This window comes from Pseudomonas sp. 2822-15, from assembly GCF_002742515.1.
Classification (GTDB): Bacteria; Pseudomonadota; Gammaproteobacteria; order Pseudomonadales; family Pseudomonadaceae; genus Aquipseudomonas; species Aquipseudomonas salomonii.
Genome location: NZ_LJRY01000187.1, coordinates 205,055 through 228,211, shown reverse-complemented (window position 1 = coordinate 228,211; position 23,157 = coordinate 205,055). Strand labels below are relative to the sequence as shown.

The 23,157-nt window shown below is 60.2% G+C and carries 15 protein-coding genes; 12 read left to right on the top strand and 3 right to left on the bottom strand.

What is annotated here, in order from left to right; all coding sequences use genetic code 11:
• Positions 1-2: 2 nt before the first annotated feature.
• Positions 3-494: a 5-(carboxyamino)imidazole ribonucleotide mutase gene (gene purE, locus AOA59_RS15790; RefSeq protein WP_003195648.1), complete on the bottom strand. Its 492-nt coding sequence runs from the start codon at positions 492-494 to the stop codon at positions 3-5.
• 374 nt (positions 495-868) lie between these two features.
• Between purE and AOA59_RS15785 the strand changes: the two genes are divergently transcribed.
• Positions 869-1,498, top strand: coding sequence for a hypothetical protein (locus AOA59_RS15785; protein ID WP_065932074.1), 630 nt, complete (start codon positions 869-871; stop codon positions 1,496-1,498).
• Between the two features lie 39 nt (positions 1,499-1,537).
• On the opposite strand, the gene AOA59_RS15780 is transcribed toward AOA59_RS15785, so the two are convergent.
• Positions 1,538-2,452, bottom strand: coding sequence for a LysR substrate-binding domain-containing protein (locus tag AOA59_RS15780; protein WP_065932073.1), 915 nt, complete (start codon positions 2,450-2,452; stop codon positions 1,538-1,540).
• Positions 2,453-2,634: 182 nt separating this feature from the next.
• Here AOA59_RS15780 and aspA point away from each other — a divergent pair, with 182 nt between their 5' ends.
• From aspA to AOA59_RS15740, 8 genes are all read left to right on the top strand, one after another.
• Positions 2,635-4,059: an aspartate ammonia-lyase gene (gene aspA / locus AOA59_RS15775; RefSeq protein WP_017135792.1), complete on the top strand. Its 1,425-nt coding sequence runs from the start codon at positions 2,635-2,637 to the stop codon at positions 4,057-4,059.
• Positions 4,060-4,452: 393 nt separating this feature from the next.
• Positions 4,453-5,898: a sodium:alanine symporter family protein gene (locus AOA59_RS15770; RefSeq protein WP_056860884.1), complete on the top strand. Its 1,446-nt coding sequence runs from the start codon at positions 4,453-4,455 to the stop codon at positions 5,896-5,898.
• A 76-nt stretch (positions 5,899-5,974) separates the two neighbouring features.
• The gene (locus tag AOA59_RS15765; RefSeq protein WP_099488239.1) at positions 5,975-6,952 is read left to right on the top strand and encodes an asparaginase; all 978 of its coding nucleotides are present in this window, start codon (positions 5,975-5,977) and stop codon (positions 6,950-6,952) included.
• Positions 6,953-7,002: 50 nt separating this feature from the next.
• On the top strand, positions 7,003-7,989 hold the full coding sequence (locus tag AOA59_RS15760) for an AraC family transcriptional regulator (RefSeq protein ID WP_065932070.1): 987 nt from the start codon (positions 7,003-7,005) through the stop codon (positions 7,987-7,989).
• A gap of 132 nt (positions 7,990-8,121) precedes the next feature.
• Positions 8,122-9,156, top strand: a complete 1,035-nt coding sequence (locus AOA59_RS15755) for a histone deacetylase family protein (RefSeq protein WP_099488237.1) — start codon at positions 8,122-8,124, stop codon at positions 9,154-9,156.
• Positions 9,153-10,244: a polyamine ABC transporter substrate-binding protein gene (locus AOA59_RS15750; RefSeq protein WP_099488236.1), complete on the top strand. Its 1,092-nt coding sequence runs from the start codon at positions 9,153-9,155 to the stop codon at positions 10,242-10,244. Before AOA59_RS15755 ends, AOA59_RS15750 begins: the two co-directional genes overlap by 4 nt.
• Before the next feature lie 139 nt (positions 10,245-10,383).
• Entirely contained in the window at positions 10,384-14,982 is a 4,599-nt protein-coding gene (locus AOA59_RS15745; RefSeq protein ID WP_099488233.1) for a dermonecrotic toxin domain-containing protein, read from the top strand.
• A gap of 146 nt (positions 14,983-15,128) precedes the next feature.
• On the top strand, positions 15,129-19,802 hold the full coding sequence (locus tag AOA59_RS15740; RefSeq protein WP_099488232.1) for a dermonecrotic toxin domain-containing protein: 4,674 nt from the start codon (positions 15,129-15,131) through the stop codon (positions 19,800-19,802).
• On the opposite strand, the gene AOA59_RS15735 is transcribed toward AOA59_RS15740, so the two are convergent.
• Positions 19,756-21,294, bottom strand: a complete 1,539-nt coding sequence (locus AOA59_RS15735) for a PLP-dependent aminotransferase family protein (RefSeq protein ID WP_099488230.1) — start codon at positions 21,292-21,294, stop codon at positions 19,756-19,758. The genes AOA59_RS15740 and AOA59_RS15735 overlap by 47 nt on opposite strands.
• Before the next feature lie 87 nt (positions 21,295-21,381).
• Here AOA59_RS15735 and AOA59_RS15730 point away from each other — a divergent pair, with 87 nt between their 5' ends.
• The 3 genes from AOA59_RS15730 to AOA59_RS15720 are packed head-to-tail and all read left to right on the top strand — an operon-like array spanning position 21,382 to position 23,154.
• Positions 21,382-22,020 carry an FMN-binding negative transcriptional regulator gene (locus AOA59_RS15730; RefSeq protein WP_099488228.1) on the top strand — a complete coding sequence of 213 codons (639 nt, stop codon included), beginning with the start codon at positions 21,382-21,384 and terminating at the stop codon, positions 22,018-22,020.
• A complete protein-coding gene (locus tag AOA59_RS15725) occupies positions 22,017-22,463 on the top strand; it encodes a GNAT family N-acetyltransferase (protein WP_099488226.1) in 447 nt (148 codons plus the stop codon). The genes AOA59_RS15730 and AOA59_RS15725 overlap by 4 nt, the downstream gene beginning before the upstream one ends.
• 10 nt (positions 22,464-22,473) lie before the next feature.
• Positions 22,474-23,154: a GNAT family N-acetyltransferase gene (locus AOA59_RS15720; RefSeq protein ID WP_099488224.1), complete on the top strand. Its 681-nt coding sequence runs from the start codon at positions 22,474-22,476 to the stop codon at positions 23,152-23,154.
• Positions 23,155-23,157: the final 3 nt, after the last annotated feature.

Sequence of the window (23,157 nt, the reverse complement as noted above, 5' to 3'; positions counted from 1 at the left end):
CTTCAGGCGATACGTGGGTCTGGGTTGTCCAACACGCTGTCTGTCTGCTCAGCACGGAATTTTTTCAGCACCGCATGGAACTGCGGGTGCTTGGCGCCCAGGATGCTGGCGGACAGCAACGCGGCGTTGATCGCGCCGGCCTTGCCGATTGCCAGGGTGGCCACCGGAATACCGGCCGGCATCTGCACGATGGACAGCAGCGAATCCACGCCCGAGAGCATCGACGACTGCACCGGCACGCCGAGCACTGGCAGGTGGGTCTTGGCCGCACACATGCCTGGCAGGTGCGCCGCACCGCCGGCACCGGCGATGATCACCTCGATGCCACGGGATTCTGCTTCATCGGCATACTGGAACAGCAAATCCGGGGTGCGGTGGGCAGAGACCACCTTCACTTCATACGGAATGCCGAGTTTTTCCAGCATATCGGCGGTGTGGCTAAGGGTGGACCAATCGGACTTGGAGCCCATGATCACGCCAACCAATGCACTCATCGTCGTGCCTCTTCTCTCTGGGCGCCCGCAGGCGCGTCAAAAAACAACAAGCCACGCGGGAAATCCGGCGTGGCTTGGTGTACGAATTAAGGCCGGTTAGACCGGCCGAAGGCCGCGCAGTATACCGTAATAATCCAGATAAACAGCCCCTTGGAAGACCGCCCGTCACAGGCCTGATCAATCGCACAAACTGACTTAAAAGTCAGGCAGGCGCTGACGACGCTCCGAATGTGCTTGAAAGATCGAACAGAGTTATTGAGCAACACTTTGTAGGAAATAAACACTTGAACACAGATGTTAACAAGTAAGCGTTTTACATGCCCGGCGTGATTGCTTTATTAAATAAGCCTTTAAGCCGATAGAGAGCGCTAGTCATGCAATCCATTAACAGATCACCCTTTGACTTCTGGCACGTTGCAAAACCCGGCGGCCCCCTACTTGCCAGCACTGAAAAAAAACCTGTTGAAATACAAGTTATCTTGCATGAGAGCATCAGGCTCACTCAGTCGCAGAAAGACCGAATGCAAAAAAACTTCAACCTGATCCAGTCTGAATTTAAAAAATATGCCGGGCGCGAGGTCAAGTTCAACGTCGATCATTACTCACATCTGCGTGGCTTCAGCAAAGGCGGCGACAAGCTCAGCGACCTGAACTCACAGGTCGACTATTTGAAGCGCCAACAGAAGCAACAGGCCACCGACAACTCGGAAGGACTCAAAAAATATTTGTTTATTACGCCAAAAAGTGAAGACGGTCACCCTGGATCAGGCGCTCCGGGCTTGGACGCCGGCATTGCTGCATTGAATGACGACAGGGGAATTGCCCACGCCGTAGGGCTTATGTTCGGCGCCAAACCAAGCGACGCCGAAGTTAACTATCATTTCCCTTGGTGGTACGAAACTGTTATGAACGATAGTAGCGTTTCAACAATGCACGCAAACGATTACCGCTTCAGCGATAAGAACCGAACAAACATCCGCACCTATCTAAACAAGTTCAGCTGACACACCATATTTACATCAGACGTCGGCGACTTCACTTGCTCATCCAGAAGTCGCCCCCGCGGCACCACCTTCAAGTTTACGCCACAACAACCGCACGTTCGCCTTGCGCACCAACGCGCAGCGATACAGGCGAATCTCCAGCGGCACGTGCCACTGCGGGCCGCCGCACACCACCAGTTCGCCCCGCGCCAGTTCGGCACGCACGCTCAACTGCGGCACCCAGGCAATACCCAAGCCTTCAAGGGCCATGCTCTTGAGACTGTCTGCCATGGCAGTTTCGTAAATGGTGGTGAAACGCAGGGCGCGCTGACGCAGCAGCAAATTTACCGAGCGACCGAGAAAGGCGCCGGCACTGTAGGCCAGCAACGGCACACTGCCCTCACCTTCCAGGTCGAACATCGGTTTGCCGTCGGCGTCGGCGGCGCACACCGGGAGCATTTCGGTGTTACCCAGGTGCAGCGACGGGAAGATTTCCGCGTCCATCTGCATGGCCGCATCCGGGTCGTAGAACGCCAGCATCAAGTCGCAGCCGCCTTCGCGCAGGGCGTGCACCGCATCGCCAACGTTGGTGGCGACCAGCCGGGTGGCGATATTCAAGCCCTCATTGCGCAGTTGCGCGATCCAGCGCGGGAAGAAACCCAATGCCAGGGAGTGGGCAGCGGCCACTTGCATGACTTCGCCCTGCCCGCCTTCCAGATGATGCAAATGGCGCAGCACTTCACCGAGCTGCTCGACCACGGTACGCGCCGTCACCAGGAACAACTGCCCCGCCGCCGTCAGCTCGACGGGCGTGCGCGAACGGTTGACCAGCGTCAGGCCCAACGCAGCTTCAAGGCTGCGGATCCGTCGGCTGAACGCCGGCTGGGTAACAAAGCGCCGCTCCGCCGCCTGGGAAAAGCTGCGGGTGGCCGCCAGGGCGCTGAAGTCTTCCAGCCATTTGCTCTCAAGGTTCATCACTTCCTCCCACGGGTATGCACCATTTTGGCACACACGCCCGCCATGATAACCGGGTCACACCTACATTATGCCGTTTGTGCATAGGCCAGTGCTTAACAGCATTGGCCCAAAAACTTCTACAAGCCTAGCATTCGCAGCGTTCCGGCCTGTTCCGGGTCCCTATCGAGATGATTTCCGTCATGTCCTCCGCTGCATCTTTCCGTACCGAAAAAGACCTGCTTGGCGTACTCGAAGTACCGGCTCAAGCGTATTACGGCATCCAGACCCTGCGAGCGGTGAACAACTTCCGCCTCTCGGGCGTTCCGATTTCGCATTACCCGAAATTGGTGGTCGGCCTGGCAATGGTCAAGCAAGCAGCCGCTGACGCCAACCGCGAGTTGGGCCAGCTCAGCGAAGCCAAGCACGCTGCCATCAGCGAAGCTTGTGCCCGTCTGATCCGCGGCGATTTCCACGAAGAGTTCGTGGTGGACATGATTCAAGGCGGCGCCGGCACTTCAACCAATATGAATGCCAACGAGGTCATCGCCAACATCGCGTTGGAGGCCATGGGCCACAACAAGGGCGAGTACCAGTACCTGCACCCTAACAACGACGTGAACATGGCGCAGTCGACCAACGACGCCTACCCAACCGCGATCCGCCTGGGTCTGCTGCTGGGCCATGACGCGCTGCTGGCCAGCCTCGACAGCCTGATCCAGGCATTCGCCGCCAAAGGTGTCGAGTTCGGCCACGTGCTGAAAATGGGCCGCACCCAATTGCAAGACGCCGTGCCGATGACCCTCGGCCAGGAATTCCGCGCCTTCGCCACCACCCTGGGTGAAGACCTGGCACGCCTGAAAACCCTGGCGCCAGAGCTGCTGACCGAAGTGAACCTGGGCGGCACCGCCATCGGCACCGGCATCAACGCCGACCCACGTTACCAAGCCCTGGCCGTACAACGCCTGGCGCTGATCAGCGGCCAGCCGCTGGTTCCGGCTGCCGACTTGATCGAAGCCACCTCCGACATGGGCGCTTTCGTGCTCTTCTCCGGCATGCTCAAGCGTACTGCGGTGAAGCTGTCGAAGATCTGCAACGACCTGCGCCTGCTGTCCAGCGGCCCACGCACCGGCATCAACGAGATCAACCTGCCGGCACGCCAGCCAGGCAGCTCGATCATGCCCGGCAAGGTTAACCCGGTGATCCCGGAAGCCGTGAACCAGGTAGCGTTCCAGGTTATCGGTAACGACCTGGCGCTGACCATGGCAGCCGAAGGCGGCCAACTGCAGTTGAACGTGATGGAGCCGCTGATCGCTTTCAAGATCTTCGACTCGATCCGCCTGCTGCAACGCGCCATGGACATGCTGCGCGAGCACTGCATCGTCGGCATCACCGCCAACGAAGCCCGTTGCCGCGAGCTGGTGGAACACTCCATCGGCCTGGTCACCGCGCTGAACCCGTACATCGGCTATGAAAACGCCACCCGCATTGCGCGTATCGCCCTCGAAAGCGGCCGCGGCGTGCTGGAACTGGTGCGCGAAGAAGGTTTGCTCGACGACGCCATGCTCGACGACATCCTGCGCCCCGAAAACATGATTGCCCCACGTTTGGTCCCGTTGAAGGCCTAAGCGTTTGTTGCACCGCTCACCAGGTTGAGGGACTAGACACCTCTCACCTTTTGAGGGCCTGAAGGCTCGTTCTTCAGGCCCTTTTTTTTGCCTCGAGGTTGTGAAATGACGCCCATAAAAACTCCAATATCGCCCTGCAAACCCTCATTGCCTGCAACCGCCTGGCTGAAACCTTTAATCGCCCCGTGCAGACGGATCACGCTCGCCTAGGTATAGTGCCGCCCCTCTTCGCGTCTGCGGCCGTCGGTAACGAGGCCCGGATACAACGCGAAAGCGCATGAATAACAACACCCGCAAAAGGATTGGGGTCGAACCGTCGCGCACTGCCTGGTGCTATGCGAGGGCTCGCACCGTCCTGCGTTTGCCATTAGAAAAATCAGCGAGGAACACTCCATGCTCGAAGTCATCAACGACTTCCTCTCAGGGAAAGTACTGATCGTGCTCATTGTCGGGCTCGGCGGTTATTTCACGATCCGCTCGCGTTTCGTACAGTTGCGTCACTTTTTCCACATGTTCTCGGTGTTCAAAGACAGCCTGAAGAGCAGCTCCGGCCAGCTCAGTTCCTTCCAGGCATTGATGCTCAGCCTGGCCGGCCGCGTGGGTGCCGGTAACATCGCCGGTGTCGGCATTGCCGTCACCCTGGGTGGCCCGGGCGCCGTGTTCTGGATGTGGGTCACCGCGCTGGTGGGCATGTCCTCGAGCTTTATCGAGTGCTCCCTCGGCCAGTTGTACAAGCGCACCGATGCCGAAGGCACCTACCGTGGCGGCCCGGCGTATTACATCCAGCACGGTTTGCAGAAGCGCTGGCTGGGTATGGTCATGGCGTTCCTGTTGCTGGTGACTTTCGGTTTCGCCTTCAACGGCCTGCAAGCCCACGCCGTGACTCACTCGCTGAACAACGCCTTCGGCCTGGACACCACCTACACCGGCCTGGCGCTGGCGGTATTGCTGGGCCTGGTATTCATCGGCGGGATCAAGCGCATCGCTTCGATTGCCGACCTGCTGGTGCCGGTCAAGACTCTGGTCTACATCGCTGTGACCCTGTACGTGATCGTGCTGCAATTCGACCACGTACCGGCCATGCTCGCGACCATCGTCAAAAGCGCGTTCGGCCTCGACCAAGCCTTCGGTGGCCTGGTGGGCAGCGCGATCATCATGGGTGTGAAGCGCGGCGTGTTCGCCAACGAAGCAGGTTTAGGCAGTGCGCCTAACGTGGCCGCGGTGGCCTCGGTAGAACACCCGATCGCCCAAGGCGTGGTCCAGGCGTTCAGCGTGTTCCTCGACACGTTCGTGATCTGCACCTGCACCGCGTTGCTGATCCTGCTCTCCGGCTTCTACACCCCAGGCTTTGAAGGCGACGGCATTGCCCTGACCCAGAACTCCCTGGCGGCGGTAGTCGGTGACTGGGGCCGCATGTTCATCTCGGTGGCCCTGGCGTTGTTCGTGTTCACCTCGATCATGTACAACTACTACCTGGGCGAGAGCAACCTGCGCTTCCTGGTGGGCAACAACCGCAAGGTGCTGATGGGCTACCGCGCGCTGGTGCTGGTGCTGATTTTCTGGGGTTCGATCGAGAACCTGAGCACCGTGTTCGCCTTCGCCGACATCACCATGACCCTGCTCGCGTTCGTGAACCTGTTCGCCCTGGCGTTCCTGTTCAAGATTGCCATGCGCATCCTCAATGACTACGACAACCAGCGCGCAGCGGGCATCAAGACGCCGGTGTTCGACTCCAGCCAGTTCCCCGACCTGGACCTGGACCGCAAGGCCTGGCCGGCCAACCCGGCAAAGCCGGAAGCAGTCGCCTCGGCTGAACTGAGCGCTCAAGCGCAACGTTAATCACCGCTAGATGACACGCCGCCCGGCCTTGGGCATGCTCTGGGCCCGGCGGCGTTTTTCGTTCAGGAGATTTTTCATGCAACCAGCTAACAACGTGATGGTGCTCTATACCGGCGGCACCATTGGCATGCAGGCCAGCGCCAACGGCCTGGCGCCGGCGTCGGGTTTTGAGGCGCGCATGCGCGAACAGCTCGCCGATGCAGCAGTGCCCACCTGGCGCTTTCAAGAGATGTCGCCGCTGATCGACAGCGCCAACATGACGCCCACCTATTGGCAGCATCTGCGCAGCGCCGTGGTTGAAGCCGTGGACGCAGGCTGCGATGCGGTGCTGATCCTGCACGGCACCGACACCCTGGCCTACAGCGCGGCAGCCATGAGCTTTCAACTGCTGGGCCTGCCGGCGCCGGTAGTCTTCACCGGCTCCATGTTGCCGGCCGGCGTGCCCGACAGCGATGCCTGGGAAAACGTCAGCGGTGCATTGACGGCCTTGGGCGAAGGCCTGGCGCCGGGTGTGCAGCTGTACTTCCACGGCGCGCTGATGGCACCGACCCGTTGCGCGAAAATCCGCAGTTTCGGTCGCCACCCGTTCGCAGCCTTGCAGCGCAATGGCGGCGTCGCCCAGGCCGACATGATCCCGGCCGCCCTGCATTACCGCCAGCCCAAAGCCTTGGCCAATGTCGGCGTGTTGCCGCTGGTGCCGGGCATCGCCGCCGCGCAACTGGATGCGTTGATCGACAGCGGCATCCAGGCGCTGGTGCTGGAATGCTTCGGCAGCGGCACCGGGCCGAGCGATAACCCTGCGTTTCTCGCCAGCCTCAAACGAGCGCAGGCGCTGGGCGTAACCGTCGTGGCAATCACCCAATGCCATGAAGGCGGCGTGGAGCTGGACGTATACGAAGCCGGCAGCCGCTTGCGTGGCGTGGGCGTGCTGTCCGGTGGCGGCATGACCCGCGAAGCGGCGTTCGGCAAGCTCAATGCCCTGCTCGGCGCCGGGCTTGAGGCCAGCGAAGTGCGCCGTCTGGTGGAACTGGACCTGTGCGGCGAACTGAGCTGACCGGCATGTAACTTGCTGCCCTTCCAGCCATCCCCTGGCTGGAAGTTCCCATGCTGCACTCCCACCTCACCACCCTCAATGCTGTTTCGCTGGTGCTCAATACCTTCAAAGGTTTGCCCCATGAGGCACTGCTGGCCGGCAGCGGCATCTGTGCGGCGGACTTGAGCCGGGCCGACACGCGCATCACCACCAATCAGGAAATGCGCGTGTGCGCCAATGCCGTGGCCCTGCGACGCGATGTCGGCCTGGAGCTGGGCGCACAAATGCATGTGTCGGCCTACGGCATGCTCGGTTACGCCCTGCTCACCAGTGCCACCTTTGGTGACGCGTTACGCTTGGCCCTGCGGTATCCGGCGCTGTTGGGAACACTGTTCGAGCTGAGCCTTGAAGAGGACGGCGAGCGCATCTGGTTCACCGCCGGCGACTACCGGGAAACCCCCAGCCTGGAAATGTTCAACGTCGAGCTGTGCCTGGCGTCATTGAAAGTGATCTGCGACGACCTGCTCGGCCAGCCTTTGCCCTTACTGGCTGCGCGCTTTGAACATGACGCCCCCGACTACCGCACGCGCTACGCCGAACGTTTCCCCTGCACGCTGCAATTTCAGGCCACCGCCAATGCCTTTGCCTTCGACAAACACTGGCTGGACCAACCTCTGCCCCTGGCCGACGCCATCACCCACCAGGCCATGGCCGAGCGTTGCCGTAAACAAAACCTGGAGTTCACCGGGCGCCAGGCCTGGCTCGGCAGAATTCGCCAACTGCTCATCGCACAGCTCAACGCCGCGCCCGGCCTGGAGGGTTTGGCCGAGCAGATGAACTGTTCAGCGCGCACCCTGCGCCGACACCTGCATGACCTGGGCTGCAGCTACCAGGAGCTGCTGGACGAGTTGCGCTTCGAACGCGCCAAGCAACTGCTGGCTGAGGACCAGTGGCCGATCTACCGGATTGCCGAGGCACTGGGCTTCAGCGAAACGGCAAGTTTCAGGCATGCCTTTGTGCGTTGGAGTGGCGTGGCACCGAGCCAGTTTCGCGCATGATGCTTCATTGAGGGGCGAATTCAGGACAGATAATTTGGCCATAATTATCCCCTTTTGGCCGCTCCTGCCGTTCTCTTAAAGCACGCCCGCCGCAAGACTGGATCCACCGATACAGCCTGCGGAGAACAACAAATGCTGACGATCTACTCGGACGATCACCACCTGCACCATGGCCGCTGTGAGTTGATGGACGGGCAACTGATGCCCTGCTTTGAAATGCCCTCGCGCGCCGACCACGTGTTGCAACGGGTCAAAGACCGCGAACTGGGCCCGGTGCACGCACCGCAGGATTTCGGCCTGGCGCCGCTGCAGCGTATCCATAGCCATGACTACCTCGACTTCTTCCAGGGCGCCTGGCAGCGCTGGGCCGAATTCGGCCAGGACGGCGATTTGCTGCCCTACACCTGGCCCGCGCGCACGCTGCGCCGGGTGATCCCCACAAGCCTGCATGGCCAGCTCGGCTATTACAGTTTCGACGGCGGCGCGCCGATTACTGCCGGCACCTGGCAAGCGGCCTACAGCGCGGCGCAAGTCGCCCTCACGGCGCAACAGGCCATCCAGAACGGCGCCCACAGTGCCTTCGCCCTGTGCCGCCCGCCCGGGCACCACGCCGCTGGCGACTTGATGGGCGGCTATTGCTACCTCAACAACGCCGCCATTGCCGCCCAGGCCTTCCTCGACCAGGGCCACAAACGCGTCGCGATCCTGGATGTGGATTACCACCACGGCAACGGCACCCAGTCGATTTTTTACGCCCGCAGCGACGTGTTGTTCACCTCGATTCATGGCCACCCGGAAGCGGAGTTTCCGTTTTTCCTCGGCTATGCCGACGAGCTGGGCGAAGGTGACGGCGAGGGCTTCAATTTCAACTACCCACTGCCGGCCGGTTCCGGTTGGGCAGCCTGGAGTGCTGCACTGGAAGAAGCCTGCACCGAGATCCAACGCTATGGCGCCGACATCATCGTCGTGTCCCTGGGCGTGGACACGTTCAAGGACGACCCTATCTCGCAGTTCAAGCTCGACAGCCCGGACTACCTGGCCATGGGCGCGCGCATTGCCCGGTTGGGCAAGCCCACGCTGTTTGTGATGGAAGGCGGCTACGCGGTGGAAGAAATCGGCATCAACGCCGTCAACGTCCTCGAAGGTTTTGAAGGAGCAGCCCAATGAACAAGCTCAAGTCGCTCGTCCTCTGTGCCGCCGTCCTCAGCGGCGCGGCTCACGCCGAAGAGAAAACCCTCAAGGTCTACAACTGGTTCGACTACATCACGCCCAAAGCCCTGGAAGACTTCAAGGCGCAGAACCCCGCTATCAAATTGGTCTACGACATCTTCGACACCAACGAAGCGCTGGAAGCCAAGCTGCTCACCGGCAATTCCGGCTATGACGTGGTGGTACCGTCCAATGTGTTCCTGGCCAAGCAGATCGAAGCCGGCGTGTTCCAGCCGCTGGACCGCAGCAAGCTGCCAAACTGGAACCACCTCGATCCCAAGCTGATGAAGTTGATTGAGGCTAACGATCCGGGCAACAAGTTCGCGGTGCCCTACATGTACGGCACCATCCTCATTGGCTTCAACCCGGCCAAGGTCAAGGCGGCGCTGGGTGACAATGCGCCGGTGGACAGCTGGGATCTGATCTTCAAGGAAGAGAACATCAGCAAGCTCAAGCAGTGCGGCGTGGCGTTGCTGGACTCGCCATCAGAAATCCTGCCGCTGGCTTTGCAGCACCTGGGCCTGGACCCCAACAGCAGCAACCCCAAGGATTATGACAAAGCCGAAGCGCTGCTGATGAAGATCCGCCCGTACATCACCTACTTTCACTCCTCCAAATACATGGCCGACATCGCCAACGGTGATATCTGCGTGGCCGTGGGCTATTCCGGCAGCTTCTCCCAGGCCGCCAACCGCGCCAAAGAAGCCAAGAATGGCGTGACGGTGGACATGCGCCTGCCCAAAGAAGGCGCGCCGATCTGGTTCGACATGCTGGCCATCCCCAAAGGCGCAAAAAACCCGGACGACGCCTACACCTTTATCAACTACCTGCTGCAACCCAATGTGATCGCGCCGGTCAGCGATTTTGTCGGCTACCCCAACCCGAACAAGGACGCCACCGAGCTGGTCGACCCGGCCATTCGCCACAACCCCAACCTGTACCCGACCGAGGCGGCGATGACGACGCTCTATACCCTCAAACCCCTGGACAGCAAAGCCGAACGCGCCAGGACAAGGGCCTGGACCAAGATAAAGTCCGGAAGGTAAAGCGCTCTACAGGCGCACCTGCCTTTAACAGCAGGCCTATGTAAGCACCGCCTCCCTGGCTGGCCGAGCCCTAGCATGGAAATCCCGAGCCTGTATCTCGGGCTATCTCCATCAACCGGCCAGACAGGGAAACCACACCATGACCTCACCCGCTGCAAATAACCACACGAACGCTAAACGGCTGGATGAGCGCTCAGCGCTGTTCACCCAACTCTATGTCGGCCCTTCATTCAGGGAAACCGCATCGGCCTTGTTGCGCCAGTCACTGCGGGAACTGTACCCAACGCTGGATATCGACCCGGACATCGCCATGGTCGGTACGCCGACCTGGCAACTGATTGACGACGAGATTGTCGCCGGGCCCACGGAGTACAAGGCCCTCAGCGACATCCTCGCCAAACAGGCAGTTCTGTCAGTGCCGGCTTTGTACATCGAGGGCGAACATTTTCTCACCCAGCAACCGATCGTCGAGCCGACAGTTCACTTGCCCGTGCGTATCTGTGAAATCGCCAAAACCCTCAACCTGCTGGCCCCCGTCATGCTGCGGGCCTTCCAGCAACAGTTGGTCGCCTACTGGAATCAAACCAACAGTAGCGGCCCCCATTGGCACGAGTTGTCGAGCATGTTGCGGGAGGTCTGGAATGTCGAGACTGCAGACGACTGGAGCACCACCGAGTGCGCCATGGCGCGCACCCTGTTCACCCACCCCGATAAAGCCGACAGGAAGGGCAAAGACCCATACAACCTCAAGGCCTGCCTGATCGATATCGACCGCGTCGACGCTGACCACATGACCCACCAGAATGAAGTCGTGATCGCGGTACTGCTCGGCGAACATGAAGGGCAGCAGTCGATCCTCATGTATTCACTGCTCAAGGGCTATGAAAAATTTCCCTCGCTGGAGCACCTGGGCAATTCATTGTCATTGCACCTGCCAGCCTCTGCCTCGAACCAGGAAATTCATTGGCGTCTGTTCGAGCCTGATGGCGACTTTTTCGATCATCAGGCCTGCGCGATGGTGTCCGTGCTGATCGAGGCCGTGGGTGCAATCGACTTCTCGGACCTGCGCCAAACCCATAACGCCGATGTCGTCCTCGGCACGCCGCCAGCGATCGCCCCCCTTGCCCCTGAAAAAGGCCCGGGGCTTGCCTGGTATCAGAACCAGTTGCCCGAGTGGCTGACCAAGGCGTCCATCGCCGACCAGAACTTCTTTGCTCGGCACTTGAAGGACCTCGCCGCCCTGCACAACCAGAACGCCGGCCGTTCCTACCTCGACGACGTCCCTTCCATCGGGGACTACGCATTGAAGGTGATCAAGGCGCAAATGATCAAGGATCATCCCGCCAGCGCCAACGTTCCCTTGGATAGAATCCGCCTGACGGTGAAAAGCCCGGTCATCTGGGGCACCTTTGTGGTGCCGGGGCAGTTCGAAACCACCTCTTTGAGCGTGGTAGAACTGGCCTTGCAAAACCTGATTGCGCTGCCGACCGGCAGCCGATCCGTCGAGACCGATAATGGTTTCAAACTGCCTGGGTGGATGAACTCCAGCTATTTTGTAGACTTGGTCACCCAAGCCGATATCGGCAGTGCCTATCCCGCGTTGATCAAACAAAAACTGCTGGACGACCCGCAGGAATCGCTACGCCGTAAAAACCTCTATAGCCAACACCTGCGTATCCAACTGCCTATGCAGGCCTTGCAAGCCAAGATTCGCCAGCAAGAAGGCATTGACGAGCGAGGCTACCGTTATGTGGCGGCGGTGTTACAAGACCAGGCCACTGACCGCCAGGTTGACGGGCAAACCATTGTGCTCAGGCCACTGGCGTTCCGGCCCCTGCGGCGCGCGAAAGCGACATTGGACACCGTTGCCAACATGTACGTGATCGGCCCCGAGGACCAGACGGCCGGCCCATGCCTGTTGTATCGACCGATGTTCACACCGCCCCTGATACAGTTCCCGACCCCGGCCAATCTGATCTATGGGATTTCGCAATCGAGCACCCTGCGCGAGTCGGTACTGGCCTGGCTACCGGATGCGGTGCGTAACGATTACGCCAATTACGTATTCCCCGGCGCACTGCCTACGCCCTGGCAAGTGGCCGACTACCTGATCGAACCCGACAAACTATGGACCATGAGCGGCCCCATGGAGTTGGGTGAACAAGTGCTTAACGGCGATCGTTTTTCCACACTGTTCAAAGCCAACGCCGATGCCTTGATCGAACTGTCGGATCGGCAATCGGTTTCCAATGCCGAAAACCGTTGGGCCACGTTCAAGCAAGCCGGCTGGCTGATGTTCAATGCCGTGCTGCCCTTTCTCGGCCGTACCGTGGGCACGGCGGCGTGGATCTGGCAGGTGGTCGATCAACTGCAGAACTTTATCGAGGCCCGGGAGCACGGTGAGCAGCAAGCCGAGTGGTCGGCGCTCACCGATGTTCTGCTCAACCTGGGGATGGCCATCACCTTGCACGTCGCCAGCCGCAGCGACCGTCCCGGCTACCCACGCAAGGCCCAGCCAACCCTGCCGCAGCCGACAAGCGCCACAGACGTCACCGTTAAACAACAACCGTCCCTGACCCAGGCGTTGGCGTCCAAACATTCACCTCACTTGCACATCAGTGGCGCAATCAAGCGCGCCCCTGGTGAACTCGCCAGCCTGCTCGACAGCTTCAAAGTCACTAAGCCCGAGGGCCTGGGCACCGCTGAAAGCGCGGCAGGCCAGCACCAGCATCTATTCCGGCACGCACAGCACTACTACGCCCCCGTGGGGGAGCGCTGGTTTGAGGTGAACACGGATGAAGATGAAACGGTGGTCATCATCGACCCCAGGCAACCGGAGCGCACGGGCCCGACGTTGATTCACAACGCCCAGGGCCAATGGTTCATCGACACGCGCCTGCGTCTGCGCGGCGGCGGCCCGAAAAAACAACAGGAAAGGTCCAGATCCGAAGTGGATGTCAAGGCGGTGGAAGCCCAGCGGCGGTTGTCAGCATTTGAGCAAGACAAGAGCACCACGCAATTCGAGATACAGGCGGCCCGCGCTGAGATGGAGGATCCCGAGGCCAGCACTTCGGCCGATGCCCGCCGTGAGATCTACCTGCAAAAGCTCGAGGCCCAGCGAAATAACTACGAAACGGCGCTGCAACAACTCAAGGTCTTGAATGTTTTTGCCCCGACTGCGAACTATCAAGAGCAAGTCGTGCGCTACGTCGGCGCCCAGTTGGACCTGACGGAAACCGGCATACGCGAAGCTCAAGTCACGTTCACGCCGAAGCTTAAAACCGTGCTGGACCAGATTGAGCGCCAGGCCAGCCATCCCGAGGAGCGCCATATCGAGGACGCCCAAACCCTGACCGAGATGAGCCAGGACATGATCGAACGCCTGAACTACACAGAATCGCGGTTCGCTCAGCTTAGGGCGATGGGGCGATCCGGCTTCAAGGCGATGAGCCAACATCGCAAAAGCTTGCCGATTTACACGGCTCGCGACCTCAGGTTCCTGCAAGTGACCCTGGCGCGCAATCTGTGCGTGGACGAAAACAGCATAACCACGGCTCCGGATGCCTGGAACGCCATCGACCGTATTGTCGACAGCGCCAATCTGTCGATTCAGACCTTGCGTGAAACCCTGTTCGAACGCAGCGAGTCGCGCCTGGACGAACGCATCGAAACCTTGGGCAGCCTGGTCGAACAGTTCAATGTCCTCGATGAACGCCTGCAGGACTTTCCGGCTGAATTTACCAACGTTGCACTGACCACTCCCCTAACGCGCCTGCGTGAGAAAATCCGCAGTTTCTACAACGAAACCGTTGGCCACCTGGAGCTGCTGCACAATGAACGCGAGGCCCTCAGAAACCGACCAACCCCGCCCCCAACCCCGCCAAAAGCCCGGAAGAAAGTCATTTATACGCGTTACAACGGTGTGCTCGTAGGTGACCCACGCCTATCGGCGATGGGCGAGGAAACCGGGCTGGTGGATATCAGGTCTCCGCTTACCCAGGAGGTCATGGCGACCTTCCACGAAAAGCCCGCAGGCGTCTGGGTGCAGCGCGTGAACCCGGTCGAAACAACGTCCAGCACCGCCGTCGATATCGCCACCCGCATCCATCAAGCCCAGGACCTGTTGGACGCACTGGAGGCTTTCAAGCAGCGTGCTACCGAACAAGCTGCCAAGCCGGAGCGCACTGCTACCGGCATAGAAGCGCTGTATCACCAGCACGCACTGGAACTGGAACAGGCGTCTTCGAATATTGAAGAGGCCCTTACCCAAGGCAATGCAACCGAAAGTCACCAAACCTCGGCGGCCCTTGTCGACAAAAAACTCAACGAGGCGGCCCAAGCCCTCTACAAGGAGGCTTCACGCTGCAAGTCGTTGTTGTTTAAAAAACATCCACCCACGGTGCATGCCCTGGAATGGCTGCTGAAACACCAGGAAATCGTCATCAAAAAAACCGTCACGCGTCGCCGGCTCAAAGGCCCGGAGAGGGACTATCTGGACGAGTACACCATCCACAACCGTGAAGACCATAGCGTGCTGTGGTATGCGCACTTTCATTATTCAACCGACTGGGTGCCCGCCAAGGCATTCCTGCGGGCGCGCCTGAAAACCCCGCAGGAGCACGCCCGTGGCGCGCAATCCGACACCCTCAACGGCCTTGGCGAGAAGCATAAAACCGCGGTGTATCTCAGCGAAATCAATCTGGACCAGGCCCGGCGGTTGTTTTTCACGGTGAAATAACCCCTGAGGCGAGGGCGTTCGCGCCCTCGATTCATGATCGCAGCCAGCCGCAGCGCGACGTATCTACCGCCCCTGCGGTAACGTCGCTCGCTACCTTGCGCGTTCCTTAAAGCCCGTACGGGCCATTGAATGCAACGGAGCTGCGCATGCCCAATGACACTGTCAACAATCACCGCCCACCTACTACCTATGAACTGCTGACCCAGTTAACCAGTGGCCCCACTATCCGCGAAGTGGCCGCAACGGCATTGCGCTCAGCCATCAAAGCGTTATATCCCACGCTGGATATCGAACCCGACCTGGCCATGGTCGTCAGCCCTCAATGGGAGGTGGTCGGCAACGACGTCGTGCGTGCGCCGGCCACTGTCGAACCGCTCACGTCCGTGCTGGCCCGGCAGGCACTGTCCAGCGAGAGAGTGACCTATATCGACGGCCAACATTTCCTCACCTTGCAGCCATACGCTCTGATTCCTGTGCACTTGGCAGTGAAAATCGATGCTATCGCACGCTTGATCAACGAGCTGTCCGACCTGCTGTTCACTGCGTTCCAGGAACAGCAACTGGACTTCTGGAACGCGTCCAATGGCGCCACCGGTCCGCGCTGGCAAGCCTTTTCCAGCACACTGAGGAAGGTGTGGAACATCACCGAAGAGCAAGGTCTGAGTGAGCACGAAAGCGCGATGGCACGTGGATTTTTCCAGGAACCCGACCTGGCCAGACGTTCGCTGAAAGACCCTTACAAGACCCACGCGTACCTGGTCGACGTGGACATTCTTGACGCCGGCCTGTCCACCCATGTCAGCTTCCTGGATATCACCGTATTGGTGGGCGAGCACGCCAATTGCCCGATGATCCTGACGCACTCGTTGCTGAGCGGGTATGAGACGTTCGAGTCACTGGCACAATTTGGTGCCGCGCTGCCTGCACGAATGAGTGCGTCCGACAGGGACGCCACCTTGCAATGGCGCTTGTATGAACCCGACAGCAACTTCTTCGATACGCTGGCCTGCAATCTGATCTCGTTGCAAATCGACGCCATAGGCAGTTACGGCGAATCCGGCCTGGAGGACCCGGTCGAAGCACAGGCGCCCGCGACAACGGTCGCCCGCATCGTGCCCAGTATCGAAGAAATGAGCGATCACCAACTGTCGAATATCCGCGATATTCACCGACAACTTCCAGGCTGGCTGGCGTCGGCAACGGACTCCGATATCGCCGCCTACGGCCGCTATATGATCAACCTGGCCCAACTGCACAGCCATTACCACGGCGAAACGTTTCAGGACGGCATTCCAGCCATTCGTGACTACGCACGGACGCAGCTGCAAAACCTTATCCGCTCCCCCGAAGAGGGCGCGCGCCTGAACCTGGACAACATCGAGATCGTCATTGAGAGCCCAGTGCTGTGGGGCACGTTTATCGTCCCCGGAGCCGTGGACACCACACGCCGCAGCCTGATCGACCTGGCCTTGGAAAACCTCACCGGCCTGCCCACCGGCAACGTGACAGTGCACTACAACGGCAGGGGCAGTGACACCCCCGCCTGGCTGACCTACAGCTACCTGAAAGACGTGATCGAGGACATCGATATCGGTCAGCGCTACCCCGCACTGGTCAAACAGCAACTGCTCGATGACCCTACCCAATCGAGTCACCGACAACAGCTCTACATCGGCCACCTGCAGATTCAACTGCCGTTGCTGGCCCTGCAGATGAAAATCCGAAGCCAGAGCGGCTTCGATGAGCTGGGTTATCGCTACGTCGCCGCCGTTATGCATACCGATGAACATGCGCGCCATGTAGACGGGCACCCTATCGTCATGCGTTGCCTGGCCTTCGTGCCCAGCCTGCGCCCCGGGCCTGAGCATGACGTGGTCACCAATATGTTCGTGATTGGCCCGAAGCATTCCGACAACGGTCCCTGCGTACTCTATCGGCCGTTGCTGGAGCCGGCCCTGATGCAATTTGCGTCGCGGCAAAACCTGCTCTATGCCATCAAACATGACCGCTCCTTGCGCGAGTCGGTGTTGGCCTGGCTACCTGAAGCGCAAAGATTCAACTACGCCCAATACGTTTTCCCCGACACCCTTCCTTCGCCCTGGACCGTGGTGCGCGCACTGGTCGAACCGCTGACCGTGCTGTACATGAGCGGCCCGGTGACGTTGAGCGATGAAGAAATGGGCAATGACATCTTTGCCACGCTGTTCAAGGCCAACGCCAATGCCATGGTCGAGTTGGCGACACGCCAGTCGGTGTCCAACGTGCAGAAACGCTGGGCGACCTTTCGGCAGGCCGGCTGGCAAATTTTCAACGCCGCCCTGCCCTTCATGGGCCGCACCCTTGGCATCGCCGCCTGGGTCTGGCAAATCATGGACGACCTGCAGGCCGCCGAGGAGGCCGTGAACAAGAGTGATCAACCTGCCTCCTGGACAGCGTTGGTGGATGTCTTTCTCAACCTCGGCATGGCGCTGACGCTGCACATCGCCCTGCGCCACCCTGGAGCGCCCAAGCGATCCGCTCCCCCCAGAGTCCGAACTGAACCAAAGAAAACGACGATTGAAACGGTAGACAGGCCGTCCGTTAACGAGAAGACACTTACCTCAGTGCAACAGGCCACTATTTCCGACAGCCAACTTTCAGCCAAGCATCAAGGCCCCGTGCACACTCGCGGAGCCCTCAGTCACAGCCGCCTCGGACTGGCCAAGACGCTCGACAGTTTCAAGGTCGCCAAGCCCGAAAAACTCGGTGAACAAAATAAAAACCCCGGTCACCACCTCAATCTCTATCCGCTTGCAGACAAGTGGTACGCACCGGTCAGCGAGCGTTGGTTCGAGGTCACGGTGGATGACAACGACAGCGTCGTCATCATCGACCCGAAAGAACCTTCGCGTACCGGCCCCCCGCTGATCGGCAACCTCGCGGGGCAATGGTTTGTCGATGTCCGTTTGCGGCTACGCGGCGGCGGTCTTCGAAACCGGCGGCGTGCGGTCAAGATCGATCAGCCGGCGCGCATTGCGGCACTTATGACTCAACTCAACGCCTTCGACGCGGTCGCCGCCCGCCAACAGCTGGACGTGCTTGAGGCAGAGCCTGCGCTGGACGCTGCCCCCGGACCTTCCACAGACCTGCGGCGTACAACGTTCATCAGTAAAGTCGACGGCCGGCTGGCGGCGTACGACGAAGCGATCAGCCAACTGAAGTCCTTGAGCATCATCGACACGGTGCCCACCTACCAGAGCAATATGAGCGGTTACCTGAAACAGCAATTGCAACTGACTCAGATCGCTTTGGATCAACAAGTGGTGAGTTATAGGGAGGCCCTGAAGTCGTCGGCCCCAATCCTCGATGCCGAGGTTGACATCGACTATAAAAACCAGGTTCGCAGCGCCCAGGACCTGTCCACCCTGAACCAGGCAATCATCAAGCGCCTGCAGTTCATCAACGACCGTTTCAACGATCTCAGAGCATTGGGAGATGAGGGTGCAGCCGTCATTCGTAAAACCATCGGGGAGTTGCCACAGCTAACCCTCACTGAACTCAAATCCCTGGAGATCATCCTGGGCCGCTACTTGTGTATCGATGAAGAGCAACGCCAGATCCCCGCCACGCTGCGCGAGCGGATGGGCCAGATCGTCGATAGCGCCGAACTGAACGTCGAGAGTTTCAATGAGATTGTGGAACGCGGTAATGGCGCATCGCTGGATGAGCGCATCGATGTACTCAACAGCCTGGTAGAGCAATTTTCCAGTGCCGACCAGCGCCTGCTCGATCTTCACGCCGATTACCCGCAACACTTGCACAAAAGCCGCCTGGAAAGTTTCCGCCAACAGATTGGCGAATTCAGCCAGCGGGCTGTGCGCGACCTGGCGCAATTGCTGCGCGCGAAGAAAGCCCTGGAGCCCAAGCCCGGCGGCTCGAAGACCGAGCCCCGCCCGCGGCGCAAAGTGATCAAAACACGTCATCACGGCTTGGTCATGGGTGAGCTGCGAGAAACCGACAGTTCCCTGGTCGATGTCAAGGCCAGCATGACCGGCAAGGTGATCGCCACATTCCATGAAAAGTCACCAGGCGTCTGGGTCACACGGCACAGAACTCCACTGAATCCACCCGCCCCTGTTTCCGTGGACCTGGACACCAGCATCAACGCCGGGAAAACGCTGTTAGAGGCCGAGAGGGCTGAAGTTCGCAAATACGAGGGCTTCTCAAGGAAGCCCTGGCACGCACCGCAAGATATTCGAGATATGTACGATGACTATGCAAAGGTTCTGGAAGACGCGTCAAAGAACATCGAAGAAGCGCTGACCCAGCGCAATCTCACGGAAAGCGATCATGTTTCCGCCGCAGTGACCAACCGCAATCTCAACGACGCGGCACAGCGTTTCTACCGGTTGGGTAAAAAAACCTATATCGACATGATCAAGCGTCAGCTCCCCACCGCCGAACGGGTGAATTGGCTGCACAGCGAAGGGCTGATCACCATTGCCAGGGTCGGCAAGCGCCGCCCCCTCAAGGGGCCCTGGAAGGACTACCTGGACGAATACGAGATTCGCGATAAGGAGAACGGCGCTGTGCTGTGGTTCGCGCACTTCCATTATGAAACCAAGGATGCCGAGCCGGAGAATTTCACCAAGGGCCATCTCAAGACCCGCGAACAACAACGGCTCGGTGGGTCCCACCAACGCACCGGACCCAGTGATTGGGAGTTGATAGAGATCCATCGCAGCAGGATCAGCGAGCAACTGGCCGAGTCACTGTTCTTCAACCGCAGAGCAGCTATGCCTTCCACGCCTGGCGCAAGCGCATCAGCGCCTTCGCGATAGCTGCCTCGGGCACGGCGGCAAACCCCATTACCAGACCAGCATGCTGGTCCGGTGGCGGGCGTGTGCCAGCCAGCCAATAGCTACTCAAGCCATTGATCTCGACATCCACTGCATGGGCCTGAGCCAGCAATACCTGCTCGCGGGCCAGGCTGTCCACCCGCACCGTGATGTGCAACCCCGCCGCGACATTGGGCAAAGCACCGACCCCGGGCAACCCGGCGGGCCATCCGGCCAACAACGCATTGCGTCGGCTGAGCGCGGCGCGACGCATCCGGCGGATGTGCCGCTGGAAATGCCCGGCCGCCATGAATTCGGCCATCACCGCCTGGGTACTGACTTCGGAATGGCGCATATCCACCGCGCGGCGGCGAGTGAAGGCTTGCACCAGCCCCGGTGGCAACACCAGGTAACCCAGGCGCAACGCCGGGAACGCCACCTTGCCGAAGGTGCCGACATACAACACGCGCCCACTGCGATCCAGGGCCGCCAACGGCGACAGGGGCGCGCCGCTGTAGCGATACTCTCCGTCGTAGTCGTCCTCGATGACCCAACCGCCGCTACGCTCGGCCCAGGCCAGCAGCTCCAGGCGCCGCGCCAGGCTCATCACCACGCCCAACGGGTATTGGTGGGACGGCGTGACATAGGCCACACGACAGTCATCCAGGGTGTTAAGCACCTGGCTATCCATGCCCTCGCTGTCTACCGGCACGCCATGCAATCGCGCGCCGGCCAGGGCGAACGCGTGGCCGGCGGCGCGGTAACCGGGATTTTCCACCGCCACGCCGTCCCCAGGCTCTACCAGCAACTGTGCACAAAGGCTAATTGCTTGCTGTGCGCCACTGGTGATCACAATTTGTTCAGCCGTGCATTGCATGCCACGTGAACTGCGCAAATACGCAGCGATCAGACCGCGCAAACGATCGTCGCCGGCCGGGTCGCCATAGCACAGCAGTTCCAGGTTCGGCTTGCGCCAGAACGCCCCATTCAGCTTGGCCCATATATCAAACGGGAACAGGTCGAAGGCCGGCACACCCACACGAAAGGCCCGCGGCGGCCCGGCTGGAGGGTGAGCCAGGTGGTTGTTTTTTACCCGTGTCAGGCCCGCGCTGTGGATAACTTCATTGTCCAGATCTTCCGGCAAATCCGCCCATTTTGTGGATAAGGCTGGGGGTAACCCTGTTGAAAACCCTGTGGATACTTTTGTGGATAGTTTTTTTGCCGTAGGCAGTTGGGCCACATAGGTGCCGTCACCCACTCGGCTTTCGATAAACCCTTCTGCGTACAGCTGATCGTAGGCGCGCACTACGCTGTTGCGCGAGATCGACAGGGCCGCCGCCAGATCACGCGTGGCGGGTAATCGCGTGCCGCTCACCAGCCGCCCGTCCAGCACCCGCTGGCGCAGCGCTTCATAGAGCTGCCGAGTAAGCCCCTGGCGACGATCCAACTCGATACCCGCGGGGTTGAACGACAGCGGCGGCGTGATGGGTGACATATTGGACCTATGAAATTGGTGCCAGATGGCTCTTACAACGAACCATTAGCCTGCCTAGGATGCAGGCATTCGCCAAGGAAAATTTCCATGTATACACCGCGCGCCTTTGCCCTCAATGATTTGCCTGAACTGCAGCAACTGATCCAGCACACCCGCCTGGCGCAGTTGGTGACCGTTGGTGAGCAAGGCCTGCAGGCCAGCCATTTGCCGCTGCTGCTTAATCCCGATGAAGGCCCCAATGGCACGCTGTACGGGCACTTGGCCAAGGCCAATCCACAATGGCGTGACCTGCAAAATGGCAGCGAAGCACTGGTGATCTTTGCCGGTGCCGACGCTTATATCAGCCCGGCGTTTTACCCGGCCAAGGCCGAGCACGGCAAAGTGGTGCCCACCTGGAATTACATCGCCGTGCATGCCTACGGCAAGGCTGAGGTATTTACCGACGCCGAGCGGCTGCTCGCGGTGGTTACCGCCCTCACCGATCGCCACGAAGGCAACCGCGCCCAGCCGTGGAAAGTCAGCGACGCCCCGACCGACTACATTGACGGCATGCTCAAGGCCATCGTCGGCTTCGCCCTGCCCATCGAGCGCCTGATCGGCAAGCGCAAACTCAGCCAGAACCGCAGCGCAGCCGATATTGCCGGCGTGCGCGAAGGCCTGGCTGCCAGCATTGATGTACGCGACCAGACCCTCGCGCGCTTTATTCCCCAAGGAGTTTCCGAATGAGTCAGATCGACATCCGCCAGGTCACGGCCGCCGACCACGCCGCGTGGCTGCCGCTGTGGCAGGCGTACTTGAAGTTCTACGAAACCGAACTGCCGGACGCCGTCAGCCAAAGCACCTGGCAACGCCTGATCGATGCCAACGAGCCGACCCATTCGGCGCTCGCCTGGCAGGACGGCAAAGCGGTGGGCCTGGTCAACTTTATCTACCATCGCTCCAACTGGAGCATCGAGAATGCCTGCTACCTGCAGGACCTGCTGGTGGATCCGGCCCAACGCGGCACCGGCGTGGGCCGCAAATTGATCGAATTCGTCTACGCCACCGCCAAGGCCGATAACTGTGCCAAGGTGCACTGGTTGACCCACGAGACCAACGCCACCGCGATTGCGCTGTACGAACGCATCGCCGAACGCCCAGGTTTTATTCAATTTCGCAAAGGTCTTTAAGGAGCGCAGCATGCCTATCTCACCCGCCGACTGGAAAGGCGTCCCGGCGCCCAAGGCTCAACTGCTGGAAGGGCGTTTTATCCGTCTGGAAAAACTCGACCCGGCGCGGCATGCCGACGGCCTGTTCCGCGCCCTCGAAGGCCCGGGCGCCGACCCGAAACTCTGGGACTATTTGCCTTACGGCCCCTTCCCCGAGCGCGCCGCGTTCGATGCCTGGCTCAACAACCATGCCACCAACAGCGACCCTTATTTCTTCAGCGTGATCGACCGCGCCAGCGGCGATGTGCAAGGCATCCTCAGCCTGATGTCCATCGTCCCGGCCCAGGGCCGCATTGAAATCGGCCACGTCACCTTCGGCGCCCCGATGCAACGCTCGCCGAAAAGCACCGAGGCCGTGTACCTGCTGGCCAAATACGCGTTTGAGCAGGGCTACCGCCGTCTGGAATGGAAGTGCAACAACGGCAACGCCCGCTCAAAATACGCGGCCGAACGCCTGGGCTTCAGCTTTGAAGGGGTGTTCCGCCAGCATATGGTGGTGAAGGGGCAGAATCGCGATACCGCGTGGTATTCGATTCTGGATTCGGAATGGCCCACCGTGGGCGCAGGCTTTGAAGAGTGGCTGTGCGAAGCGAACCAGACCGGTTCTGGTCAGCTCAAAAGCCTGGCGGAGTGTCGCCGCCAGGCGATCTAAGCC

Coding starts and splice junctions, on each gene's coding strand:
- purE (WP_003195648.1), bottom strand. CDS start 494: ATGAGTGCATTGGTTGGCGTGATCATGGGCTCCAAGTCCGATTGGTCC.
- AOA59_RS15785 (WP_065932074.1), top strand. CDS start 869: ATGCAATCCATTAACAGATCACCCTTTGACTTCTGGCACGTTGCAAAA.
- AOA59_RS15780 (WP_065932073.1), bottom strand. CDS start 2,452: ATGAACCTTGAGAGCAAATGGCTGGAAGACTTCAGCGCCCTGGCGGCC.
- aspA (WP_017135792.1), top strand. CDS start 2,635: ATGTCCTCCGCTGCATCTTTCCGTACCGAAAAAGACCTGCTTGGCGTA.
- AOA59_RS15770 (WP_056860884.1), top strand. CDS start 4,453: ATGCTCGAAGTCATCAACGACTTCCTCTCAGGGAAAGTACTGATCGTG.
- AOA59_RS15765 (WP_099488239.1), top strand. CDS start 5,975: ATGCAACCAGCTAACAACGTGATGGTGCTCTATACCGGCGGCACCATT.
- AOA59_RS15760 (WP_065932070.1), top strand. CDS start 7,003: ATGCTGCACTCCCACCTCACCACCCTCAATGCTGTTTCGCTGGTGCTC.
- AOA59_RS15755 (WP_099488237.1), top strand. CDS start 8,122: ATGCTGACGATCTACTCGGACGATCACCACCTGCACCATGGCCGCTGT.
- AOA59_RS15750 (WP_099488236.1), top strand. CDS start 9,153: ATGAACAAGCTCAAGTCGCTCGTCCTCTGTGCCGCCGTCCTCAGCGGC.
- AOA59_RS15745 (WP_099488233.1), top strand. CDS start 10,384: ATGACCTCACCCGCTGCAAATAACCACACGAACGCTAAACGGCTGGAT.
- AOA59_RS15740 (WP_099488232.1), top strand. CDS start 15,129: ATGCCCAATGACACTGTCAACAATCACCGCCCACCTACTACCTATGAA.
- AOA59_RS15735 (WP_099488230.1), bottom strand. CDS start 21,294: ATGTCACCCATCACGCCGCCGCTGTCGTTCAACCCCGCGGGTATCGAG.
- AOA59_RS15730 (WP_099488228.1), top strand. CDS start 21,382: ATGTATACACCGCGCGCCTTTGCCCTCAATGATTTGCCTGAACTGCAG.
- AOA59_RS15725 (WP_099488226.1), top strand. CDS start 22,017: ATGAGTCAGATCGACATCCGCCAGGTCACGGCCGCCGACCACGCCGCG.
- AOA59_RS15720 (WP_099488224.1), top strand. CDS start 22,474: ATGCCTATCTCACCCGCCGACTGGAAAGGCGTCCCGGCGCCCAAGGCT.